The following is a 20,452-nucleotide window of genomic DNA, read 5'->3' as shown; positions in this document are numbered from 1 at the left end:
TGGTCCGCGACACAGCCCCGGACGGCGGCGGGCCCGGGACCCTGTCCGGCGGTGGCACGGTCCCGGCGGTGGCGCTTTTTCGGCGGTGGCACACTTTCGGGTGTGGCGCTGACTTTCGACGACCTCCTGGCCCGTGCCCGTGCCCTCCCGGCGGACGGGCGGCGCGCGGTGCTCGGCATCGCCGGCGGCCCCGGGGCGGGCAAGACGACGCTCGCCGAACGCCTGGTGCGGGAGCTGAACCGGGACGCGGGGGCGGCGTGGGCCGCGCACGTGCCGATGGACGGCTTCCACCTCGCCGACGCCGAACTGGACCGGCTGGGCCGCCGGGACCGCAAGGGAGCGCCGGACACCTTCGACGCGGCCGGGTACGCGGCGCTGCTGCGGCGCCTGCGCGAGGACGGCCCCGACGGCGGCGGCGAGGTCGTCTACGCGCCGGGCTTCGAACGGGTGCTGGAGCAGCCGATCGCCGGGGCCGTGCCGGTGGAGCCGACGGCCCGCCTCGTGGTGACGGAGGGGAACTACCTGCTGCTGGACAGCGGCGCCTGGGGCCGGGTCCGGCAGGCCCTGGACGAGGTCTGGTTCTGCGAGATCGACGACGGGGAACGGGTACGCCGGCTGACCGCCCGGCACGAGCGGTTCGGCAAGTCGCCCGAGGAGGCGGCGGCCTGGGTACGGCGCACCGACGAACCCAACGCCGCGCTGGTCGCCACCACCCGGAGCCGGGCCGACCTGGTGATACCGGGGGCGGTGCCGGCACCGGGTGCTCCGGCGGGAGCCGGTACGGCCTCCGGCTGACCGGCTCCGGCCGAGGCGGCCGAAGCGCGTCCGGCGGGGGCGGGCCCCGGTGCGGGCCGGCCCGGCACCGGCCGGTCCCGGCGCCGCTGAACCGGGCGGACGAGTCCGGCCGGGCCCGGCAGGGTGCCCCGGGACCCAGTGACCGGCCGGGCCCGGCGCGGTGCCCCGGAGCGGAGCGGCCCACCTGGTTCACGCGCCCGGTCCGGGACGGAGCGGCCCGGCCGGTCCCCGCGCGTCCGGCCCCGGCCGGTCCCCGCGCGCCCCGGGACCGCCCGGCCTCACCGACCTCGCACGCCCTCCCCCCATACCGGCCAATCCAGCCGGCCCCGCACGCCCACCCCATACCGGCCACCCCACCCGGCCCCGCGCCCCCGCTCCAAGCCGGCGAGTCCCCACCGCGCTCCGCCGCCCCCCCTCAGCTGTCGAAGTCGACGGTCACGGTGTCGGAGACCGGGAACGTCTGGCAGGTCAGCACGTACCCCTCGGCCACCTCCGCCGGTTCGAGGGCGTAGTTGCGGCGCATGTCGGCCTCGCCGTCGGTGACGAGGGCCCGGCAGGTGCCGCAGACGCCGCCCTTGCAGGCGAACGGCAGATCGGACCGGACCCGCGACGCCGAGTCGAGCAGCGGCTCCTCGCGGGAGAGCGGGGACGTGGTGGAGCGGCCGTCCAAGACGACGGTGACCTGGCTGACCGGTCCGTCGGGCCGCCGCTCCTCCCGGCGCACGGGTGCGACGGGCTCCTCACCGGAGAAGAACAGTTCCTGGTGCACCCGGTCGTCGCGGACTCCGAGCCCGGCCAGCACCGTCCGCGCGTCGCGGACCATGCCGGGCGGACCGCACAGCCACCAGTGGTCGGCCCCGGCCACGTCGACCAGCCCGTCGACGAGCGCGGCCAGCCGGCCGGCGTCCAGCCGTCCGGAGAGCAGTTCCGCCTCGCGGGGCTCACGCGACAGCACGTGCGCGAGCTGGAAGCGGTCCGGGTGGAGGTCCTTCAGGTCGGCCAGTTCGTCGGCGAACATCACCGAGTCGGTGCGGCGGTTGCCGTAGAAGAGGGTGACGCGGGAGCGGCCGTCGGCGGCGAGGACGGACTCGGCGATGGAGAGCATCGGCGTGATGCCCGAGCCGGCCGCGATCAGGACGTGGTGGCCGGGGACGGACAGGTCCGGCGTGAAGGTTCCGGTCGGGGTCATCACCTCCACGACGTCGCCCGGCCGGACCTCCCGCACCAGCCAGGAGGAGAACAGCCCACCGGGCACCGTCCGGACCCCGATGCGGGGCCGGTCGCCCACCGCGGAGCAGATCGAGTACGAGCGCCGCTCGTCCCGTCCGTCGATCCCGCGGCGCAGGGTGAGCGACTGACCGGGCGCGAAGGCGAACTCCTCCGCCAGTTCACCGGGGACGTCGAAGCTCACCTCGGCCGCGTCCTCGCACAGCCGCCGTACGGCCGCCACCCGCAGGGCGTGGAAGGCCGGGCGGCGACGCGTGCGGTGTCCGGGCGCGGGGCTCGCGCCGACCGGGGCCGGCAGGTCCGCCATCAGATCTCCTTGACGTACTCGAACGGCTCGCGGCAGGCACGGCAGCGCCACAGCGCCTTGCACGGGGTGGCACCGAACCGTGAACTCTCCTCGGTGTCCGCACGACCGCAGCGCGGGCACGTCACCCGGTGCCGCGTCGGCGCCAGTGTGAGCGGCACGGGTCCAGGCGGGTGGCGCGGTGCCGGGCCCGGCGGTGCGATGCCGTTCTCGGCGAGCTTGCGCCGTCCCTCGGGGGTGATCCAGTCGGTGGTCCACGGCGGGTCGAGGACCGTGCGGACCTCCACGCGGTCGAAGCCGGCCTCCCGCAGCCGGGCGGCCACGCCCGCGCGCATCTCGGCCACGGCCGGGCAGCCGGAGTAGGTCGGGGTGAGGCTCGCGACGACCGTGCCGTCGTCGGCGACCTGCACCGCGCGCAGTACTCCGAGGTCGGCGAGGGTGAGCATGGGCAGCTCGGGGTCCGGCACCTGCCCGGCGATGTGCCGGGCGCGCCGCGCCGGGGCGGGGGCGGTCACCACGTCGCCTCCGGGTCGGCGCGGGCCACGGACTGCAACTCGGCCAGCAGCGGGGCCAGGTGCGCGGTGTGCCGGCCCCGGCGACCGGGCCCCTCGGCGTCCGGCGGCACGCCCTGCGGCACGTCCGGCAGGTCGAGGCCCGCCGCGTCGGTGACCTGCCCGAGGACGGCGAGGACCTGGTCCCGGGCGTCGTGGGCGTCGTGGGCGTCGAGGAGTTCACCCAGGTACGGGACCACCTGCTGGAGTCCGGTCCGCATGCGGCGGTGCGACTCCTCGGTGCCGTCGCCGAGCCGGATCACCCACTCGGCCGCGTACTGCCGGTGGTACGTCAGCTCCTTCACCCCCTTGGCTGCGACGGCGGCCAGCACCGGATCGGGTGACGCGGACAGCCGCTCGAAGTGCGCGAGCCGCCAGCTGGAGAGCACCAGCAGCCGGGCCGTCGAGAACGCGAAGTCGCCGTTGGGCAGTTCGGCCAGCGTCACGTTGCGGAAGTCGCCCGGGTCACGGAAGTAGGCGTAGGCGTCCTCGCCGCGGCCGGTGCCGTCGGCCTGGCCGCAGCGGGCGTACAGCAGGCGGGCCTGGCCGAGCAGGTCGAGGCCGATGTTGGCGAGGGCCACCTCCTCCTCCAGCTCGGGGGCGCGGGTGGTCCACTGCGCCAGGCGCTGGGCACTCACCAGGGCGTCGTCCCCCAGGGCCAGGCAGCACGCGGCGAGTCCGTCCCGGTCGACACCGGCCGGGACGGTGGTGTCCACGCCGTGCAGCGGGTCCTGGAAGCCGGTGCCGTACGCCCACCGGGTGTCGTCCTCGTGTCCCTCGGCCAGGGACATGTAGACGTGGTCGTCGCTCATGCCCTCGCTCCTAGATGTGGGGAACGTCGTCGGGGATGTCGTAGAAGGTGGGGTGCCGGTAGACCTTGTCCCCGCTCGGGTCGAAGAAGGAGTCCTTCTCGTCGCGCGTGGAGGCGGTGATGTGCTCGCTGCGCACCACCCAGATGCTGACGCCCTCGTTGCGCCGGGTGTACAGGTCCCGGGCGTGGGTGAGGGCCATCCGGTCGTCGGCGGCGTGCAGCGAGCCGACGTGGACGTGGTTGAGGCCGCGCTTGCCCCGGACGAAGACCTCGTACAGCGGCCACTCCCGCCTCTGGCCGGTCATGCCGCCGCCCCCCGCCGCGCGCGGGCCGCCTGCTTGGCGGCGTGGGCCAGCGCCGCCTCGCGCACCCAGGCGCCCTCCTCGTGCGCCGTGCGGCGCCGTTCGATCCGTCCGGCGTTGCACGGGCCGTCGCCCTTGATGACCCGGGCCAGTTCGTCCCAGTCGGGGGTGCCGAAGTCGTGGTGCCCCCGCTCCTCGTTCCAGCGCAGCTCGGGGTCGGGCAGGGTGACGCCGAGCTTCCGGGCCTGGGGGACGGTCATGTCGACGAAGCGCTGGCGCAGCTCGTCGTTGCTGTGGCGCTTGATCTTCCAGGCCATGGACCGCGCCGAGTTGGGCGAGGCGTCGTCGGGCGGGCCGAACATCATCAGCGACGGCCACCACCAGCGGTCCACCGCGTCCTGCACCATCTCCCGCTGGGCGTCGGTGCCCCGCATCATCGTCATCAGCAGCTCGTAGCCCTGCCGCTGGTGGAAGGACTCCTCCTTGCAGATCCGCACCATCGCGCGGGCGTACGGCCCGTAGGAGGAGCGGCACAGCGGGACCTGGTTGCAGATCGCCGCGCCGTCCACGAACCAGCCGATCACGCCGACGTCCGCGAAGGTCGGCGTCGGGTAGTTGAAGATCGACGAGTACTTCTGCCGGCCCTCGATCAGCCGCTCGGTCAGGTCCGCGCGGTCGACTCCGAGGGTCTCGGCCGCCGCGTACAGGTACAGGCCGTGGCCGGCCTCGTCCTGGACCTTGGCGAACAGGATGGCCTTGCGGCGCAGCGACGGGGCGCGGGTGATCCACTCGCCCTCCGGCTGCATACCGATGATCTCGGAGTGCGCGTGCTGCGCCACCTGCCGGATCAGTGTCCTGCGGTAGCCCTCCGGCATCCAGTCGCGCGGCTCGATCCGCTGGTCCCGCGCGATCGTCGCCTCGAAGTGCTCCTCGGGTTCGCCGAGCGCGGTGCCCGCGGCCGACGCGGCGGCCCGCTGTTCCGACATCCGTACCACCCCACCCCAACCGACCGTTCGTTCGGTATATGATAAGGCACCCCTCCCCCCGTCCGGCAAGTGGCAGGGGCGGATCAGCCGCCGGCGCCGGCCGCCGCAGGAGGTCGCACCTCTTGACAGGCCCCGGCGCGACTTGACTTACTGGTCCGTGCCGTGCTGACCGAATGTTCGGTCGATGCGTGGGATCACCCGCTCCGGGCGCGGCGGCGGCCCCGGCGTGCGCGCCGTATGCGGCGGGACCGCGCCCGCGGTGTTCCGCGGCCGCGGTGTCCGGCACACGTGATGGGAGGAGCCGCGATGACCAGCGAACCGACCGGACCGGTGGGCCCCCGGCCCCGCCGCGGCGAGCCCCTTCCGGCGGACCTGCTGGACGGGGCCGAGCGCTTGCCGCGCGAGGAGCTGGAAGCCCTCCAGCTGCGCCGGCTGCGCCGGACGCTGCGGCACGCCTACGACCACGTCGAGCTGTACCGCAGGAAGTTCGACCAGGCCGGGGTCACCCCGGACGACTGCCGGACGCCGGCGGACCTGGCCCGGTTCCCCTTCACCACCAAGGCCGACCTGCGGGACACCTACCCCTTCGGCATGTTCGCCGTCCCCATGTCCGAGGTGCGCCGCGTGCACGCCTCCAGCGGCACCACCGGGCGCCCCACGGTGGTCGGGTACACCGAGCGGGACCTCGCCACCTGGGCGGAGGTCGTGGCCCGCTCGATCCGTGCCGCCGGCGGCCGCCCCGGGCACAAGGTGCACATCTCCTACGGATACGGCCTGTTCACCGGCGGCCTCGGCGCCCACTACGGCGCCGAACGCGCCGGCTGCACCGTGATCCCCGCCTCCGGCGGCATGACCGCCCGTCAGGTCCAGATCATCCGGGACTTCCGGCCCGAGATCATCATGATCACCCCGTCGTACATGCTCACCCTCCTCGACGAGTTCGAGAGACAGGGCGTCGACCCGCGCTCGACCTCGCTGGAGGTGGGCATCTTCGGTGCCGAGCCGTGGACGGAGGAGATGCGCCGCGAGATCGAGGAGCGCATGGACCTCCACGCCGTGGACATATACGGCCTCTCCGAGGTCATGGGCCCCGGTGTGGCCCAGGAGTGCGTGGACACCAAGGACGGCCCGCACGTGTGGGAGGACCACTTCCTCCCGGAGATCGTCGACCCGCTCTCCCCCGAGGTCCTGCCCGACGGCGAGAGCGGTGAACTCGTCCTCACCTCCCTCACCAAGGAGGCCCTGCCGGTCGTCCGCTACCGCACCCGCGATCTGACGAGGCTGCTGCCCGGCACCGCCCGGCCGGCCTTCCGCCGTATCGGGAAGATCACCGGCCGCTGCGACGACATGATCATCCTGCGCGGGGTCAACGTCTTCCCCACCCAGATCGAGGAGGTCGTCCTGCGCACACCCGGCGTGACCCCGCACTTCCAGATCCAGCTGACCAGACGCGGCCGCACGGACCACATGACCGTCCGGGTCGAGGCGCGGCCGGAGGCCGGCCCGCGGCAGTGCGCCGACGCGGTCCGCGCCATCGCCCGGGGCGTCAAGGACGGCGTCGGCATCAGCGTGGAGGTGCTCGTCGTGGAACCGGAGAGCCTGGAGCGCTCCCTGGGCAAGCTCCGGCGGGTCACGGACCGGCGCGGACCGTGACCCGCTTCCCGCGGCCGGCCGCCTGCCCGGCCGTCCCACAGGACGAGGTCGTTCCATCACCACGCGATGGACGGCAGCCGCCGGGGGCCGTGGCCGCCGGGCGGGGTACGCCGGTCCAGTGGCCGGCGGACGCCCGGGGCGGGACGCGCGGCGGACCGGCGGGTGCGACGCCGTCCGGGGCGGGGCAGCGCGGTACGCGCAGTGCCCGCTCGACGGTGCCGCGGATGCCGTGCCCGAGGCCGGGCACGCGGCCGGTGCCCCGGTTGCCGATCCGTCACTGGACGCCGGCGGGCCAGGCGCGACGGGCCTGCTCGAGACAGCGGTCGCGGACGGGTCCGGCGGCTGCCCGGAACAGTTCCCCCATCTCGTGCGGGGCGGCGGCGCGGGGGTCGCGCGGTGCGGGCGGCCGGGCGCTTCCAGGGCGCATCGAGCCGAGTGAGGCCACGGGGCGAACGCGGCGCCGTTCGCGCGCCGGAGAGCACCGGTGGGCCCGCGGCGGCCGGATCACCGCGGGCCCGCGCCACCGGCGGGACGGCTACTCGTCGTAGTCGTCAGGACGGACGTGGGCCTCCTCCAGCGCCTCGCGCATCGTGCGGCCGGTCGCCCCGGCCTCGCTCCGGGCGTCGCCCTCGCGATTATCCCGTTCGAGGACCTCGTCGGTCGTGTCGGTCTTCGGCCGGTTCTCTTCCGGGACGGTCATGGCGCGTCTCCTCGTCGGTCGTACGGGTGTTCCAAGCTGGCGGGTTCCCGGACCGGGCGCGACTATCCCTGGGCTATGTTGATCCTCCCGCGGGAGACGTCCTCGGCAGACGAAGGAGGCGCACGGTGCCATCGCCGCAGCAGGCACGCGCACAGGCGTCAGCGATCACCTCGACACCGGCCGCCCCGGAGCCCGAGCCCTCCCCGGCGTCCCAGCTCAGGACGTTGTTCGACCGCCCCCGCCTCTCCCCCGGGCAACGGCGCATCGCCCAGTACCTGATCGAGAACCTCACCGAGGCGGCGTTCCTGTCGATCACCGACCTCGCCGACCGGGTGGGGGTCAGCCAGCCCTCGGTGACGCGGTTCGCCTCGGCCGTCGGTTTCACCGGGTACCCCGCCCTGCGGGAGCGGCTCCAGTCGATGACGCTCGCCGTGCGCGGCGGCCCCGCCGAGGAGTACCGCGGCAACGAACTCCAGGCGGCGGTCGACGCCGAGATCGAGAACCTGGAGAACCTGCGGCGCGACTTCGCCGACCCGCACGCGGTGATCGACACGGGCCACGCGCTGTCGGAGTCGGTGCCGCTGACCGTGCTCGGGCTGCGCATCTCCGTCTCGCACGCCGAGTACTTCGCCTACGCCGCCCGTCGCATCCACCCCGACGTGCGCCTGGTGACGCGGGGCGGCAGCGTCGCCTACGACGCCCTGCTCCAGTCGCGGGAGGCCGGCGGCACCTGGGTGCTGGCGTTCTCCATGCCCCGGCACGCCCGGGAGACGCTGCAGGCCGTACGGGTCGCACGCCGGGCGGGCCTGCGGGTCGCGCTCGTCACCGACCTGGCGCTCGGACCGGTCGCGGACGCGGCGGACGTCGTCTTCGCCACCGGCACCGGGTCCCGGCTGGTCTTCGACTCCTACGCCGCCACCGGCGTGCTGTGCGCGGCACTGCTCCAGGCCATGACCGACGCCGACCCGGAGCGCACGCAGGCGCGGCTGGAGGCGTACGAGCAGATCGCCGAGGAGCACCGCTTCTTCCTCGGGGACTGAACGCCGGCCACACCGAGGCGGGTATGAATGTTTTCATGCCGCTTGAAAACCGGACCGTATATATAAATACTGCTCACGGAACGCGATCCGGCCGTACCGGACCGCGTCCGCGAGACCGCACACCCGGAAGCGAAGATCATGCCCCTGACGTCCACGCGCACCGGCCCGGACTGGCCGTGCCAGGTCAAGCCCCCCGGCAGCTACGACTGGGAGCGCTCTGCGGTCAGGTGGCTGCGTGAGCTGGTGCCGGCCCGCTACGCCGGCTACCCGGCCCTGATCCGCCATCCGGTGCTGCTCGCCCGGCACGCGCACCTCCAGGTGCAGCAGGAGATCCGGGTCGCCCGCACCGCGCTGCAGAGCGCCCGGGCCGACCTGCCCCGGCTGGGCCTGCCCGAGTCCGTCATCGAGCACACGATCAAGCTGTACGCGGCGGAGATCGGCCAGTTGCAGCACATCGCCCGCAGCGTCCGCGCGGTCACGACGGCCCTCACCGACGGCGGCGGCCGCTGAGGCGGACCGCCGTCCCGGCAGCGTGACGAGCAGGTCAACGAAGACAGCCCGATGTGCGATGCTCGTGGCGTGACGAGCGAGCACGCCGCGCCCGACCTGGCCACCCTGGCCACCGTCGTCGCCCGACAGCGCGCCGAGATGGACCGGCTGCGCGACCTGGCCGCGACATCGGCCGTCCTGGAGCGTGCCAAGGGCGCGGAGATGGCCCTGCGCGGCTGCTCGGCCGACGAGGCGCGCGAGGTGCTGCTCCAGCGGGCGAAGGAGCGGCGCCGCACGCTGCTGGAGGAGTGCTGGATCACCCTCGGGGCCCTGGGGCCGCCGGTCGCCGGACCGGACCGGACACCGGAACTGGCCGTGGCCGGGACGGGCGGCCCGGCAGCCGGCTCCGCCGCCCCCGGCGTCCCGTCCGCCTCCCCCGCCCCGGACGACATGCCGACGCTCCCCGCCCCGGACGGCGCCCCGGCGGACCTCGCCCGTCTCGCCCGGTCCCTGGTCCGCGTCGGGTCCCCGCGGGAGCTGGCCCGGTGCCTGCTGGAACACCTCGGCTCCCAGGCCGCCGCCGACGCCGTCCTGCTCTACGCCCGGCTGCCGTCCGGCGCGCTGGAACTGGTGGGGCACGCGGGAATCGACGACGCGCTGGCAGCCCAGTGGCGGCAGGTGCCCCCGCTCGGCGGGCTCGCCGCCCCGGACGCCCTGCGCACCGGTGAGCCGCGCTGGCTGGAGGACTTCGACCACGACCGGGAGCGGTACCTGCTGATCGGCGATCCGCCCGAGCGCTGGCGGTCGCGGGCCTGGCTGCCGGTACCGGGCGGTGAGGCGTCCGACGTCTGCCTCGGTGTGCTGCGGCGCCGCGGCGGCGCCTTCCCGCCCGCCGACCGGGAGCACCTGCTCGCCGTCGCCGCGCTGTGCGCCGGCCGGCTGCGCGCCTTCGGCGACCGCCGGGAGCCGGCCGCGGACGCCGACGCCGTACAGCGGGTGTTCGACGCGCTGCCGGTCGGGGCGATGCTGCTCACCCCGGTGCGCTCGGCCGCCGGAGAGGTCCGGGACTACCGCATCGACGCCGCGACCGAACCGGCCGGCCGGGCCGCCGGCCGCACCGGCCCGGACCTGGTCGGCCGGCGGTTCCTGGAGTGCTTCCCGGCCCTGGCGGGCGAGCCGCTGTGGCCGGCCTGCCTGGCCGTGCTGGCCACCGGCACGCCGTACGAGGGCGAGCCGTTCGCGCACCAGAACGTGGTGGCGGGCACCGCCGAGCTGGCCACGTACTCCGTACGGGTGGCGCCGCTGGGCGGCGGGCTGGTGCTCACCTGGCTGCGGCACGGCTCCTCCGACCGGCAGGAACAGCGGCTGGCGGACCTGCAACGGCTGGGCGACCTGGGCTGGGTCAGCTGGAACCTGGTCACCCACGAGGCCGGCTGGTCCGCCCAGGTCTTCGCCATCTTCGGACGCGACCACGGGCTCGGCCCGGTCCGCCTGACCGAGCTGCCCGGGCTGTCCCTGCCGGAGGACCGGCCGACGCTGGCCCGGGCCGTGCGGGCCCTGGTGGACGAGGGGCAGCCGTGCGACGTCCCGTTCCGCACCGGGACCCCGGCCGGCGTCCGGCATCTGCGCATCGTCGCCGAGGCGGCGCCGGACGCCGACGGCACCCCGATCGAGGTGCACGGCTTCGTGCAGGACCTGACCGCCCGGCGCCGGGCGGAACTGGCCCTGGTCGAGAGCGAGCGGGCCATGCTGACCCAGCACGACGTACTGCGGGCCGAGCGTTCGCTGGTCGCGCAGCTCCAGCACGCGCTGCTCCCGCTGCCGGGGGGCCGGCTCCGGATGGGCGGACTGCGCGTCGAGGTCTCCTACCTGCCCGCCCAGTCGGGGGTGCACGTCGGCGGCGACTGGTTCAGCGCCATCGAACTGCCCGACGGCGACGCCCTGCTGGTGGTCGGTGACGTCGCCGGGCACGGCGTGGACGCGGTCGCCACGATGGCCCAGCTCCGGTTCACCGCCAAGGGCATGGTCATCACCGGGTCGTCGCTGACCGGTGCGCTCAGCCGGCTCAACACACTGCTGCTGCACTCCCGGGACACCCACGGCACCGCGAGCATGGTCCTGGCCCGCTACGAGCGCGCCCGGCACCGGCTGCTGTGGGCACAGGCCGGGCACCTGCCGCCCCTGCTGGTGCGCGACGGCACGGCACGCTACCTCGACCGCCCGCGCGGCATACTGCTCGGCGCGACGCAGTCCCCGGTCTTCGGGGAGGCGGAGTGCGTGCTCCGGCCGGGCGACCGGCTCATCCTGTACACGGACGGCCTGATCGAGCGGCCCCCGGAGAACATCGACCGGGGTCTGGAGCGGCTCGCCCAGGCCGCCGCGGCCTCCGTCGAGGACACACCGGACTCCCTGGAACCCCTGCTGGCCGCGCTGTTGGAAGGGGAGGAACGCCGGGACGACGTCTGCGTCCTGGACGTCCGGGTGCCGGACGAGGCGGCATGACCGGCCCGGGGACGCGGGAAGCGGCAGGCGAGGCGGCATGACCGGCCCGGGAACGCCGGAAGCGGCAGGCGGTCAGTCGACCGGATGGCCGGGACGGATCGCTCCCGCGTCCCGCTGCCGCAGCAACGGCCGGTCCCCGTCCGCGCGCCCGCCGCACTCGACCGGTTCCAGGACGAACCCGACGTGATCGCCCCCGTCGGCACGGCGCACCACCCGTCCGACGAACCACGCCTCGACGTCCTCCAGGACCACGGCGCCGCCGTGCCCGGCACGCCAGCGCACAGCGCGGAACTTGTCCGTCCGGTGACCGGTCCGGCCGCCGAACAGCTCCGCCACAGGACGCTGGTCGCGGGCGAGCAGATGGACCGCGAGGAACTGGGCCGAGCGGGCGACCTCGTAGGTCCGGTTCACCTCGGACAGCCACACCGCGAACCGCGCGGGACGCAGCGAGCACTGCGAGGCGAAGCCGACCAGGCAGCCGGCCCGCTCCCCGCCCGCCGCCGCCGTCACCACGCACATGTCGGGGTCGAGCCGGCCGAGGAACACGTCCATGTCCACCATGCTCACACCGCTTCCCGCACCGGGCCCGCGCAATCAGGCACCCGGTTCCGTCCCGTGCTGCACCGAGTGCCACCCGGCGGGTCAGGCGCTCCGTCCGGCCTCCATGAACCACCCCGGCGGTGCGGCACCGCGCCGCGACGGACGTGCTCTGTGAGCTGGAGTCCACGCGCGCTGTGCGCGGCCGGGGAAGCGGCCCCTCTGACGATACGGAGTGCCTTTACGGCTGGCACTGAGTGCCATACCCTGCTGTCGTGCACGGTGGCACCAGCGGACCGCGCACCCGTGTGCCCGGGGAACCGCGCACACGGCTTTCCGGCCGAGCGCAGGGAGTTGACCAGCGTGTACCACCACTCGGGAAGCGTCGCCCAGCAGACCGCCGGCGCCACGGCAGGGGTGCTCGAAGCCTTCGCCCCGGTCACGGACGCCCTTGTCTTCCAGCGCTGCACCTGGTGCGGGACCGCCATGTACCACCGGGTGCTGTGTCCGGTGTGCCGGGGCAGCGATCTGCGCACGGAGCGCAGCGAGGGCACCGGGACGGTCCGCCACTCCACGGTGGTGCACCGCAACACCCCCGCGACGCGCAACGTGTCGCTGATCGAGATGGCGGAGGGCTTCGTGCTGCGCGGCCGGGTCATGGGGCCGCCCCTCGGCATCCACAGCGGGGACCGGGTACGGCTGTCCACGGCCAAGGACCCGGTGCGCGGCGAGCCGGTCTTCCAGCTCGTGGACGAGCCCTGCCGGGCCTGGACCTGACGACAGGTCAGGTACCGGTTCCGGTCCCGGGGGTGAGGGTGACCCGGATGCCCACGGTGCCGTGCGGGCCCCGGCGCAGCCGGCTGCCGAGAAGGACGAGCCGGCCGGCCGGCCCGTACTTGCGGGCGATCAGCTTCCGGTAGCGGGCGGTGGTCCTGGCGTCGCAGATCCGCGCGGTCGCGGGGATCAGGTCGCCGGTCGGGTTGCCGCGCACGTCACAGGGGCCGACCAGGACCTCGGCCCGGCCGCGGATCCGCTTCACCTTCCCCGAGTCCGCGACCGTCCAGACACCGAGCGCGTCCCCGTCGCGCACCACCCACACCGGGGTGGCGACCGGGGTGCCGTTCTTCCGGTAACTGGTGAACAACAGGTAGCGGCCCGCGCCGAGCCGGGCCAGTGACGCCTCGTCCATGGCCGGGCAGTCTAGGCGCCTTCGCCGTCGCCCACGAGGGTGCCGTCCCGGGCGGGACGGGGCGGACGCCGTCCGCCGCACGGCCTCGGCGACCACCTCCTGCGGCGCCGCCGGGCCGAGCCGTACGTGCCCGGCGCCGCCGGTGATGGACGGCGGGCCGGAGTCGACGGCCACCCGGCCGCGCCGCGGGAACACCTCGGCCGGACCGTCGCCGGGGCCGGGAGCGCGGCGGTCCGGCCCGGCGAGAAAGGCGGCCCCGGCCGCGCGGTGCGCGACGCCGGGCAGCCGCTCGGCCGGCAGGGCCGTCAGCAGCCGCCGGCCGTCGTCGAGTCCGGTGAGCAGCGCGTCCGGCCAGGCGCCGGGTCGCCGAAGCGGTGACCGGCCGGAGCGGTTCGACGGCGCCCGGCATGACGTCGGACACGACGGCGGTCCGGCTGACGGCGAGTCGGCCGACGGTGGTCCGGCCGGCGGCGGGCCCGTCCCACTTTCACCGCTCGCTCGCGAACCGGGGCGGGCCGGCGCCTCGGCGTGGGCGCTGCCCACGGGACGGCCGGTACCGCCGGCCTCCGTCGCCTCGGTGGCGACGCGCACCACCGGCGCGGCGAGCGGCACGTCCGTCCCTGCCGCCCGTGGCGGACGGACGCCCTCGGGGCGGGCACGCCGTCCCGTGCCCGTACGCCGCCCCAGGCGGTCGGGGGTGAGCGCGCGCGGGGACCGGGCCCGCCGGTCATGGCCCACGAGCCGGTGACTGAACGCGAGCGGCCGCACGGACGTATGGAGGCACGACGGCGCCGGTCCGGCCACGGGAGAGCACGCATGAGCCATGTACGACGACGCATCGTCCGGCGGGCGGTACGGCTGGCGGCCGTCGGCGGACTGCTCCTCGGGGGCACGATGGTGACCACGGCCGTCGCGGACGAACCGGCGGCCCCGAGGGCCGAGGGGGTGACCGGCGCCGAACTCGTCTCACGGCTCGGCGCCTCCCGTACGGCGGGACACTGGATCGGGGCCGACGGACGGCCGGTCGTCGCGGTCACCGACGCGGGGACGGCGGCCGAGGTCCGCCGCGCGGGCGCCACGGCCGAGCTGGTGACGCACAGCCTGCGCGAGCTGAGGTCGGCGACGGCGACGCTGCGTTCCCTGCCCCGGGTGGCCGGGACCGCGTGGAGCGTGGACTACCGCTCCAACGAGGTGGTGGTACGCGGTGACAGCACCGTCTCGGCGGAGGACTGGTCGACGGTGACGGACGCCGCCGAGGAGATCGGCGGGGCCGTCCGCACGGAGCGGACCGAGGGCGCCTTCACCACGCGGGTGAGCGGGGCGCAGCCCATCCTGTCCACGGCGGGGCGCTGCTCGGCCGGGTTCAACGTGACGGACGGCGGTGACGACTTCGTCCTGACCGCCGGGCACTGCGGCCCGACGGGGTCGGTCTGGTTCACCGACGGCCGCGAGGTCGGGGAGACGGTCGCCGGGAGTTTCCCCGGTGACGACTTCTCGCTGGTGGAGTACGCGGACGGGGACGCGGGCGACGGCGCCGGCGTGGTGGCGGTGGGCGACGGCAAAGGGGTGCGGATCACCGGCACCGGGGAGCCGGCGGTGGGGCAGCGGGTGTTCCGCAGCGGCAGTACGAGCGGGCTGCGGGAGGGCCGGGTGACGGCGGTGGACGCGACGGTGAACTATCCGGAGGGCACGGTCACCGGCCTGATCGAGACCGACGTGTGCGCGGAGTCCGGGGACAGCGGCGGCCCGCTGTTCTCGGAAGGGGTCGCGCTCGGCATCACCTCGGGCGGCAACGGTGACTGCGCGAAGGGCGGTACGACGTTCTTCCAGCCGGTGACGGAGGCGCTCCGGTCGCTCGGCGTACGGCTGATCACCGCCGGGCCGGCCGGGTCGGAGCGGGGCGCCTCCGCAGTGCCGTCGGCGCCGGCGTCGGGCGCCGCCTCGCCGGGAGGGGCGGCGCCGGTGCCGGGTGCCGGCGCCTCGACCCTGCTGGCCCGTCTCACCGACCGGCAGAACGTCGGCCCCGGTCTGCTGGTCGTCGCCGGCAGCCTGCTCATGTGGGTCGCGGCCCGCTGGATCCGCACGGAGCAGGAGCGCAAGGCGTACCGGCGGCGCTACTCGGCGACCTGGGGGTGAGTCCGGTCAGCCCGGGGTGAGCGGCAGCACGGTGGCCACCGCGGCCCTGAGCGGGCCGGCCGTCCGGCGCGGGGTGAGCCGCTCGTGCGGCAGGGCGAGGCCGAGGAGGACCGGGAGGGCGGGGTGGAGCGAGGCGAGGACGACGGCGGCGGCCAGGAGCCGCCGCTGGGCGGCGAACAGGTACAGGATCAGGGCGAGGAGGGCTCCCATCCGTGGGGGTGCCCCGGACGGAAGCCGCGATGCGCTGCCGAGGGGTGGCCGGGAGATCGGCGGTCAGGCCGCCTTCACCGGGTGCGGGACCGCGGCGGCCCACTCCAGGACGAGGCGCTGGTACTCCTCGCGCTGCTCGCCGCTCAGGGTTCCGCCCGACCGGTGCCACAGGGCCCGGATCTCCTCGTTGACCTCGGCAGCCGATCGCTCGGAGGAAGGATCAACAGTGGTGGACATGGTGTGAAGCATACGGCTCGCGACGTGAAGGCACCGTCAGTAATCGCGACCTAAACGGACATAGCGGACCGTGTCTCTGGTCACGTCATATGCCGCGGCGGGCGCGGGAGTTCACGCGCCCGGCGGGTGGGTGAACTCGGTCACGGCGGTGCCGGAAGGGTGTTCACCGTGTGCTCAGCGGTACCCGGTGACCTCCGCCGGCCTGCCCGGGTCCTGGACCTCGACGAGATAGCGCCAGGCGTCGGGACGGCTGCCGTCGAGGTCGGTGAAGCCGTACTCCCGGGCCAGGCCGCCGCTGGACAGGGAGCGGCCGTTGTGGCGTGCCACGTCCGGGTCGGCGGCGAGCGCGGCGACGGCGCGGCCGACGTAGCGGGGGGTCTCCGAGATGGCGAAGTGGGGCGCGGCCGTCAGCGCGTCGCGCCAGTTCTCCTCCCGTACGCCGAAGTGGTCGAGCATGATCTCCGAGCGGAGCCAGCCGGGGGTGAGGGCCACGGCGGTGGCGCCGCGGGGGCCGAGTTCATGGCCCAGGGCGAAGGCCATGCGCAGCACGGACGCCTTGGCGAGGTCGTAGAAGAAGGAGACCCGGTAGTGGTCGCGGTTGTAGTCGGCGGTGCCGTCGGTGACCTCGACGGCCAGGCCGCCGGGGCGGCGCAGCAGCAGGGGCAGGGCGTGGTGGCTGGTGACGGCGTGGGTCTCGACCGCGAGCCGGAGCAGCCGCAGTCCGCGCTCCAGGTCGTGCTCCCAGACCGGCACCTCCCACTGGAACAGCCTCTCGGCGCCCCAGATGTCGTTGACCAGGACGTCCAGGCGGCCCTGTTCGCGGTCGATCCGGTCGACGAGCGCCTCGACCTGGTCCGGTTCCAGGTGGTCGACGGGGACGGCGACGCCCCGGCCGCCGGCCTCGGTGACCAGGTCGGCGGTGTCCTCGATGGTCTCGGGCCGGTCGTACTCGGAGCGCCGGGCGCGGGTGCTGCGCCCGGTGACGTAGACGGTGGCGCCGGCCGCGCCGAGTTCGACGGCGATGCCCCGTCCGGCGCCCCGGGTCGCCCCGGCGACGAGCGCGACCTTGCCGGTGAGCGGCTGTGACATGTCCGGCCTTCCGTTCCTGGTGGACGTGCGTTCCCGACCGAGGATCCCCGGAAAGCCGGACACCTTCTGTCACCTTTGCGGCGGGGCCGCTCAGTGGCCGCGCTTGATCCAGTCGTCCAGGTGGGGGGCCTCCGCGCCGATGGTGGTGGGGTCGCCGTGCCCGGTGAGGACCTTCGTCTCCGGCGGCAGCGTCAGCAGCCGGTCGCGGATCGAGTCGATGATCGTCGGGAAGTGCGAGAAGGAGCGGCCGGTGGCGCCGGGACCGCCCTGGAAGAGGGTGTCCCCGGTGAAGACGGTGCCGAGCCCGGGGTCGTACAGGCACACGGCGCCGGGCGCGTGCCCCGGCGTGTGCAGCACGGTCAGGTCGGCGCCGGCCGCCTCGATCACCTGGCCGTCGGCCAGCCACGCGTCGGGGTCCCGGTCGGGGTGGGTCTGCCGCCACAGCGGCAGGTCGTCGCGGTGCAGCCAGATCACCGCGCCGGTGCGCTCGGCGAGGGCGGGGGCGGCGCCCACGTGGTCGTTGTGGGCGTGGGTGCACACGACGGCGGTCAGCCGGCGGTCCCCGACGGCCTCCAGGATCGCGTCGGCGTCGTGCGCGGCGTCGATGACGACGACCTCGTGGTCGTCACCGACGAGCCACACGTTGTTGTCGACGTCCCAGGTGCCGCCGTCCAGGCTGAACTGCCCGGAGGTGACGACGCGTTCGATGCGGGCGGCCATCAGAGGACCACCACCGAACGCAGCACGTCACCGGCGTGCATCCGCTCGAACGCCTGCTCCACCTCGTCGAGCCGGATGGTCTCGGTGACGAACTTGGCCAGGTCCAGGCGGCCCTGGAGGTGCAGGTCGATCAGCATGGGGAAGTCCCGGGAGGGCAGGCAGTCGCCGTACCAGGACGACTTGAGCGCGCCGCCGCGGCCGAAGACGTCCAGGAGCGGCAGCTCCAGCTTCATCTCGGGGGTCGGGACGCCGACCAGGACGACCGTGCCGGCCAGGTCGCGGGCGTAGAACGCCTGCTGGTACGTCTCCGGGCGGCCGACCGCCTCGATGACGACGTCGGCGCCGAAGCCGCCGGTCAGCTCGCGGATCGCCTCGACGGGGTCGGTGGCGCGGGAGTTGACGGTGTGGGTGGCGCCCATGGTGCGGGCGGTCTCCAGCTTGCGGTCGTCGATGTCCACGGCGATCACCTTGGCGGCGCCCGCCAGGTACGAACCGGCGATCGCCGCGTCCCCGACGCCGCCGCAGCCGATGACGGCGACGGTGTCGCCGCGGCCCACGTTCCCGGTGTTGATCGCGGCGCCGATGCCGGCCATGACGCCGCAGCCGAGCAGCCCGGCGGCCTCCGGGGCGACGGCCGGGTCGACCTTGGTGCACTGTCCGGCGGCGACCAGCGTCTTCTCGGCGAAGGCGCCGATGCCGAGCGCCGGGGAGAGCTCCTGGCCGGTGGAGGCGAGGGTCATCTTCTGCTCGGCGTTGTGGGTGTCGAAGCAGTACCAGGGCCGGCCGCGCAGACAGGCCCGGCAGGTACCGCACACGGCACGCCAGTTGAGGACCACGAAGTCACCGGGGGCGACGTCGGTGACGCCCGCGCCCACCGACTCGACGACGCCCGCGGCCTCGTGGCCGAGCAGGAAGGGGTAGTCGTCGCCGATGGCGCCCTGCTTGTAGTGCAGGTCGGTGTGGCACACGCCGCAGGCCTGGACCCGGACCACGGCCTCGCCGGGGCCGGGATCGGGCACGACGATCGTCTCGATCCGCACGGGCTCGTCCCTGCCCGGTGCGATCACGCCGCGTACTTCCTGCGCCATGGTGCTGACTCCTTGTTTCGGCCACGGTTGTGTCCCTGCCGACCCTAACCGCAGGCGGCCGGTGCGCACCGCCGACGTAACCTGGGCCGTCGCGCCGACCCGCCGAAGGAGCACTGTGAGCGCCATCGCGAAGGAGACCGGCCCGCCCGCCTGGCGGCTGTTCCTGGAGTACATACGGCCGCACCGGTGGGCGCTGCTGGGCGGCGCCGCGCTGTCGCTGCTCACCGGGGCCACGGGGCTGCTGCTCCCGCTGGTCGCCCGCGCCCTGATCGACGACCTGTCGCACGGACGGCCCATCGCCGGCGCGCTGCTCGCGATGTCGGCCCTGGTGCTCGTCAACGCGGTGGTGGGCGCGCTGGGTTCGTACGTGCTGCGGCGCACCGCCGAGTCGGTGGTGCTCGGCGCGCGGCGCACCCTGTCCTCGTACCTGCTGCGGCTGCGGATCGCGGCCGTGGACCGCACCGAACCGGGTGACCTGATGGCCCGGATCACCTCGGACACCACCCTGCTGCGCACGGTCACCTCCGAGTCCCTGGTGGGCTTCGCCACCGGCGGGCTCACCCTCCTCGCGACGATCGTGATGATGGGGCTGGTCGACGCCGTGCTGCTCGGCGTGACGCTGGCGGTGATCGCGGGCGCGGGCGTGGTGATCGGGCTGATCGCGCCGCGCATCAACCGGGCGAGCAAGCAGGCCCAGCGGGCGGTGGGGCTGATGGGCGCCGCGCTGGAGCGGGTCCTCGGCGCCCTGCGCACGGTCAAGGCGTCGGGCGCCGAGCACCGCGAGGAACGCGCCCTGCACGAGGCGGCCGAGGAGTCCTGGCGGCAGAGCGTGCGCGCCGCCAAGTGGTCGGCGGCGGCGGGCAACACGGCCGGGCTCGCCCTCCAGATCGCCTTCATCACGGTGCTCGCGGTGGGCGGGGCGCGGGTGGCCACCGGCGCGGTCGGCATCGGCACCCTGGTCGCGTTCCTGCTGTACGTCTTCTTCCTGATCTCCCCGCTCCAGCAGGTCATCGGCGCGGTCACCCAGTACCAGACGGGCGCGGCGGCCGTGCTCCGCGTCCAGGAGGCACTGCGCCTGCCCGCCGAGCCGCCAGGGCCCGCCGCCCCGCTGCCCCCGCCCGGCACGCGCCCGGCCGCCGTCGCCTTCCACGACGTCCGCTTCCGTTACGCCGACGGCCTGCCCCGCGTCCACCACGGTGTGACGTTCTCCGTGCCCGCGCGGGGCATGACGGCGTTCGTCGGCCCGTCCGGCGCGGGCAAGACCACCGTCTTCTCCCTGATCGAGCGGTTCTACGACCCCGAGTCCGGCACGATCACCGTGGACGGCCGGGACCTGGCCGACTGGGAGCTGCCCGCGCTGCGCGCCGCCATCGGGTACGTCGAGCAGGACGCGCCCGTGCTGTCGGGTTCCCTGCGGGACAACCTGCTGCTGGGCAACCCCGGGGCGGACGACGACGAGGTCGCCCGGGTGGTGCGGACGACCCGCCTGGACGCACTGGTCGCCCGGCTGCCCGACGGCCTGGACACGCTGGTCGGGCACCGCGGCACCAAACTGTCCGGCGGTGAGCGCCAGCGCGTCGCGATCGCCCGGGCCCTGCTGCGCCGCCCCCGGCTGCTGCTGCTCGACGAGGCCACCTCGCAGCTGGACGCGGTGAACGAGGCGGCGCTGCGCGACACCGTCGCCGAGGCGGCCCGCACGACGACGGTGCTGGTCGTCGCCCACCGGCTGTCCACGGTGACGACGGCCGACCGGATCGTGGTGATGGACGCGGGCCGGGTCCGCGCGGTCGGCACCCACCGGGAGCTGGTGGGCACCGACCCGCTGTACGCGGAGCTGGCGGCGACCCAGTTCCTGACCTCCGGCGGCTGACCGGGAGACCCGCACC

The 20,452-nt window shown here is 74.8% G+C and carries 22 protein-coding genes; 9 read left to right on the top strand and 13 right to left on the bottom strand.

What is annotated here, in order from left to right; translation table 11 throughout:
- The first annotated feature begins 102 nt into the window (after positions 1 to 102).
- Positions 103 to 795, top strand: coding sequence for a nucleoside/nucleotide kinase family protein (locus ACY1JF_RS12315; RefSeq protein ID WP_462705086.1), 693 nt, complete (start codon positions 103 to 105; stop codon positions 793 to 795).
- A gap of 415 nt (positions 796 to 1,210) precedes the next feature.
- On the opposite strand, the gene paaE is transcribed toward ACY1JF_RS12315, so the two are convergent.
- Genes paaE through paaA form a run of 5 tightly spaced genes read right to left on the bottom strand, consistent with a single transcriptional unit; the run spans position 1,211 to position 4,976 of the window.
- Positions 1,211 to 2,329, bottom strand: a complete 1,119-nt coding sequence (gene paaE, locus ACY1JF_RS12310) for a 1,2-phenylacetyl-CoA epoxidase subunit PaaE (protein ID WP_462705085.1) — start codon at positions 2,327 to 2,329, stop codon at positions 1,211 to 1,213.
- A complete protein-coding gene (gene paaD, locus ACY1JF_RS12305; RefSeq protein WP_462705084.1) occupies positions 2,329 to 2,844 on the bottom strand; it encodes a 1,2-phenylacetyl-CoA epoxidase subunit PaaD in 516 nt (171 codons plus the stop codon). Before paaD ends, paaE begins: the two co-directional genes overlap by 1 nt.
- On the bottom strand, positions 2,838 to 3,689 hold the full coding sequence (gene paaC / locus ACY1JF_RS12300; protein WP_462705083.1) for a 1,2-phenylacetyl-CoA epoxidase subunit PaaC: 852 nt from the start codon (positions 3,687 to 3,689) through the stop codon (positions 2,838 to 2,840). Before paaC ends, paaD begins: the two co-directional genes overlap by 7 nt.
- A 10-nt stretch (positions 3,690 to 3,699) precedes the next feature.
- Positions 3,700 to 3,993 carry a 1,2-phenylacetyl-CoA epoxidase subunit PaaB gene (gene paaB, locus ACY1JF_RS12295; RefSeq protein ID WP_462705082.1) on the bottom strand — a complete coding sequence of 98 codons (294 nt, stop codon included), beginning with the start codon at positions 3,991 to 3,993 and terminating at the stop codon, positions 3,700 to 3,702.
- Positions 3,990 to 4,976 carry a 1,2-phenylacetyl-CoA epoxidase subunit PaaA gene (gene paaA, locus ACY1JF_RS12290; protein ID WP_462705081.1) on the bottom strand — a complete coding sequence of 329 codons (987 nt, stop codon included), beginning with the start codon at positions 4,974 to 4,976 and terminating at the stop codon, positions 3,990 to 3,992. The genes paaB and paaA overlap by 4 nt, the downstream gene beginning before the upstream one ends.
- 306 nt (positions 4,977 to 5,282) lie before the next feature.
- On the opposite strand from paaA, the gene paaK reads away from it, so the two are divergent.
- Positions 5,283 to 6,629, top strand: coding sequence for a phenylacetate--CoA ligase PaaK (paaK, locus tag ACY1JF_RS12285; RefSeq protein ID WP_462705080.1), 1,347 nt, complete (start codon positions 5,283 to 5,285; stop codon positions 6,627 to 6,629).
- Between the two features lie 535 nt (positions 6,630 to 7,164).
- Here the strand turns inward: paaK and ACY1JF_RS12280 are convergent.
- Positions 7,165 to 7,329 carry a hypothetical protein gene (locus tag ACY1JF_RS12280; RefSeq protein WP_462705079.1) on the bottom strand — a complete coding sequence of 55 codons (165 nt, stop codon included), beginning with the start codon at positions 7,327 to 7,329 and terminating at the stop codon, positions 7,165 to 7,167.
- A gap of 125 nt (positions 7,330 to 7,454) precedes the next feature.
- On the opposite strand from ACY1JF_RS12280, the gene ACY1JF_RS12275 reads away from it, so the two are divergent.
- The 3 genes from ACY1JF_RS12275 (at position 7,455) to ACY1JF_RS12265 (ending at position 11,360) form a co-directional block, all read left to right on the top strand.
- A complete protein-coding gene (locus ACY1JF_RS12275) occupies positions 7,455 to 8,369 on the top strand; it encodes a MurR/RpiR family transcriptional regulator (protein ID WP_462705078.1) in 915 nt (304 codons plus the stop codon).
- 138 nt (positions 8,370 to 8,507) lie between these two features.
- Positions 8,508 to 8,879, top strand: a complete 372-nt coding sequence (locus ACY1JF_RS12270) for a hypothetical protein (RefSeq protein WP_462705077.1) — start codon at positions 8,508 to 8,510, stop codon at positions 8,877 to 8,879.
- Between the two features lie 51 nt (positions 8,880 to 8,930).
- Positions 8,931 to 11,360, top strand: coding sequence for a SpoIIE family protein phosphatase (locus ACY1JF_RS12265; RefSeq protein WP_462705076.1), 2,430 nt, complete (start codon positions 8,931 to 8,933; stop codon positions 11,358 to 11,360).
- A gap of 72 nt (positions 11,361 to 11,432) precedes the next feature.
- Here the strand turns inward: ACY1JF_RS12265 and ACY1JF_RS12260 are convergent, their stop codons facing one another.
- Entirely contained in the window at positions 11,433 to 11,921 is a 489-nt protein-coding gene (locus ACY1JF_RS12260) for a flavin reductase family protein (protein WP_462705098.1), read from the bottom strand.
- Between the two features lie 339 nt (positions 11,922 to 12,260).
- Between ACY1JF_RS12260 and ACY1JF_RS12255 the strand changes: the two genes are divergently transcribed.
- Positions 12,261 to 12,674, top strand: coding sequence for a Zn-ribbon domain-containing OB-fold protein (locus ACY1JF_RS12255; protein ID WP_462705075.1), 414 nt, complete (start codon positions 12,261 to 12,263; stop codon positions 12,672 to 12,674).
- Positions 12,675 to 12,681: 7 nt separating this feature from the next.
- Here the strand turns inward: ACY1JF_RS12255 and ACY1JF_RS12250 are convergent, their stop codons facing one another.
- Positions 12,682 to 13,086: a PPOX class F420-dependent oxidoreductase gene (locus tag ACY1JF_RS12250; RefSeq protein ID WP_462705074.1), complete on the bottom strand. Its 405-nt coding sequence runs from the start codon at positions 13,084 to 13,086 to the stop codon at positions 12,682 to 12,684.
- Between the two features lie 39 nt (positions 13,087 to 13,125).
- Between ACY1JF_RS12250 and ACY1JF_RS12245 the strand changes: the two genes are divergently transcribed.
- Positions 13,126 to 13,464, top strand: coding sequence for a hypothetical protein (locus tag ACY1JF_RS12245; RefSeq protein WP_462705073.1), 339 nt, complete (start codon positions 13,126 to 13,128; stop codon positions 13,462 to 13,464).
- Between the two features lie 438 nt (positions 13,465 to 13,902).
- Positions 13,903 to 15,222 carry a S1 family peptidase gene (locus tag ACY1JF_RS12240; RefSeq protein WP_462705072.1) on the top strand — a complete coding sequence of 440 codons (1,320 nt, stop codon included), beginning with the start codon at positions 13,903 to 13,905 and terminating at the stop codon, positions 15,220 to 15,222.
- 6 nt (positions 15,223 to 15,228) lie between these two features.
- On the opposite strand, the gene ACY1JF_RS12235 is transcribed toward ACY1JF_RS12240, so the two are convergent.
- The 5 genes from ACY1JF_RS12235 to ACY1JF_RS12215 form a co-directional block, all read right to left on the bottom strand.
- Complete coding sequence (locus ACY1JF_RS12235) at positions 15,229 to 15,432, bottom strand: hypothetical protein (protein WP_462705071.1); 204 nt, start codon at positions 15,430 to 15,432, stop codon at positions 15,229 to 15,231.
- Between the two features lie 63 nt (positions 15,433 to 15,495).
- A complete protein-coding gene (locus tag ACY1JF_RS12230) occupies positions 15,496 to 15,681 on the bottom strand; it encodes a hypothetical protein (protein ID WP_215166945.1) in 186 nt (61 codons plus the stop codon).
- 162 nt (positions 15,682 to 15,843) lie between these two features.
- Positions 15,844 to 16,758, bottom strand: coding sequence for an SDR family oxidoreductase (locus ACY1JF_RS12225; protein ID WP_462705070.1), 915 nt, complete (start codon positions 16,756 to 16,758; stop codon positions 15,844 to 15,846).
- A 90-nt stretch (positions 16,759 to 16,848) separates the two neighbouring features.
- A complete protein-coding gene (locus ACY1JF_RS12220; protein WP_462705069.1) occupies positions 16,849 to 17,478 on the bottom strand; it encodes an MBL fold metallo-hydrolase in 630 nt (209 codons plus the stop codon).
- Positions 17,478 to 18,566 (bottom strand): S-(hydroxymethyl)mycothiol dehydrogenase, encoded by a 1,089-nt coding sequence (locus ACY1JF_RS12215; RefSeq protein ID WP_462705068.1) that lies wholly within the window; start codon positions 18,564 to 18,566, stop codon positions 17,478 to 17,480. Before ACY1JF_RS12215 ends, ACY1JF_RS12220 begins: the two co-directional genes overlap by 1 nt.
- Here ACY1JF_RS12215 and ACY1JF_RS12210 point away from each other — a divergent pair.
- Positions 18,565 to 20,436 carry an ABC transporter ATP-binding protein gene (locus tag ACY1JF_RS12210; protein ID WP_462705067.1) on the top strand — a complete coding sequence of 624 codons (1,872 nt, stop codon included), beginning with the start codon at positions 18,565 to 18,567 and terminating at the stop codon, positions 20,434 to 20,436. The genes ACY1JF_RS12215 and ACY1JF_RS12210 overlap by 2 nt on opposite strands.
- Positions 20,437 to 20,452: the final 16 nt, after the last annotated feature.

This window comes from Streptomyces sp. SYSU D01066-1 (genome assembly GCF_054956795.1).
Note: the sequence above shows the minus strand (reverse complement) of the source record. Positions and strands in the feature narration are given on the sequence as shown.

What these genes read in the sequence shown, in the direction of transcription:
- paaE (WP_462705085.1), bottom strand. Translation starts at nt 2,329, where the DNA reads ATGGCGGACCTGCCGGCCCCGGTCGGCGCGAGCCCCGCGCCCGGACAC.
- paaC (WP_462705083.1), bottom strand. Translation starts at nt 3,689, where the DNA reads ATGAGCGACGACCACGTCTACATGTCCCTGGCCGAGGGACACGAGGAC.
- paaB (WP_462705082.1), bottom strand. Translation starts at nt 3,993, where the DNA reads ATGACCGGCCAGAGGCGGGAGTGGCCGCTGTACGAGGTCTTCGTCCGG.
- paaA (WP_462705081.1), bottom strand. Translation starts at nt 4,976, where the DNA reads ATGTCGGAACAGCGGGCCGCCGCGTCGGCCGCGGGCACCGCGCTCGGC.
- paaK (WP_462705080.1), top strand. Translation starts at nt 5,283, where the DNA reads ATGACCAGCGAACCGACCGGACCGGTGGGCCCCCGGCCCCGCCGCGGC.
- ACY1JF_RS12280 (WP_462705079.1), bottom strand. Translation starts at nt 7,329, where the DNA reads ATGACCGTCCCGGAAGAGAACCGGCCGAAGACCGACACGACCGACGAG.
- ACY1JF_RS12270 (WP_462705077.1), top strand. Translation starts at nt 8,508, where the DNA reads ATGCCCCTGACGTCCACGCGCACCGGCCCGGACTGGCCGTGCCAGGTC.
- ACY1JF_RS12265 (WP_462705076.1), top strand. Translation starts at nt 8,931, where the DNA reads ATGTGCGATGCTCGTGGCGTGACGAGCGAGCACGCCGCGCCCGACCTG.
- ACY1JF_RS12260 (WP_462705098.1), bottom strand. Translation starts at nt 11,921, where the DNA reads ATGGTGGACATGGACGTGTTCCTCGGCCGGCTCGACCCCGACATGTGC.
- ACY1JF_RS12250 (WP_462705074.1), bottom strand. Translation starts at nt 13,086, where the DNA reads ATGGACGAGGCGTCACTGGCCCGGCTCGGCGCGGGCCGCTACCTGTTG.
- ACY1JF_RS12240 (WP_462705072.1), top strand. Translation starts at nt 13,903, where the DNA reads ATGAGCCATGTACGACGACGCATCGTCCGGCGGGCGGTACGGCTGGCG.
- ACY1JF_RS12235 (WP_462705071.1), bottom strand. Translation starts at nt 15,432, where the DNA reads ATGGGAGCCCTCCTCGCCCTGATCCTGTACCTGTTCGCCGCCCAGCGG.
- ACY1JF_RS12230 (WP_215166945.1), bottom strand. Translation starts at nt 15,681, where the DNA reads ATGCTTCACACCATGTCCACCACTGTTGATCCTTCCTCCGAGCGATCG.
- ACY1JF_RS12225 (WP_462705070.1), bottom strand. Translation starts at nt 16,758, where the DNA reads ATGTCACAGCCGCTCACCGGCAAGGTCGCGCTCGTCGCCGGGGCGACC.
- ACY1JF_RS12220 (WP_462705069.1), bottom strand. Translation starts at nt 17,478, where the DNA reads ATGGCCGCCCGCATCGAACGCGTCGTCACCTCCGGGCAGTTCAGCCTG.
- ACY1JF_RS12210 (WP_462705067.1), top strand. Translation starts at nt 18,565, where the DNA reads ATGGTGCTGACTCCTTGTTTCGGCCACGGTTGTGTCCCTGCCGACCCT.
- ACY1JF_RS12215 (WP_462705068.1), bottom strand. Translation starts at nt 18,566, where the DNA reads ATGGCGCAGGAAGTACGCGGCGTGATCGCACCGGGCAGGGACGAGCCC.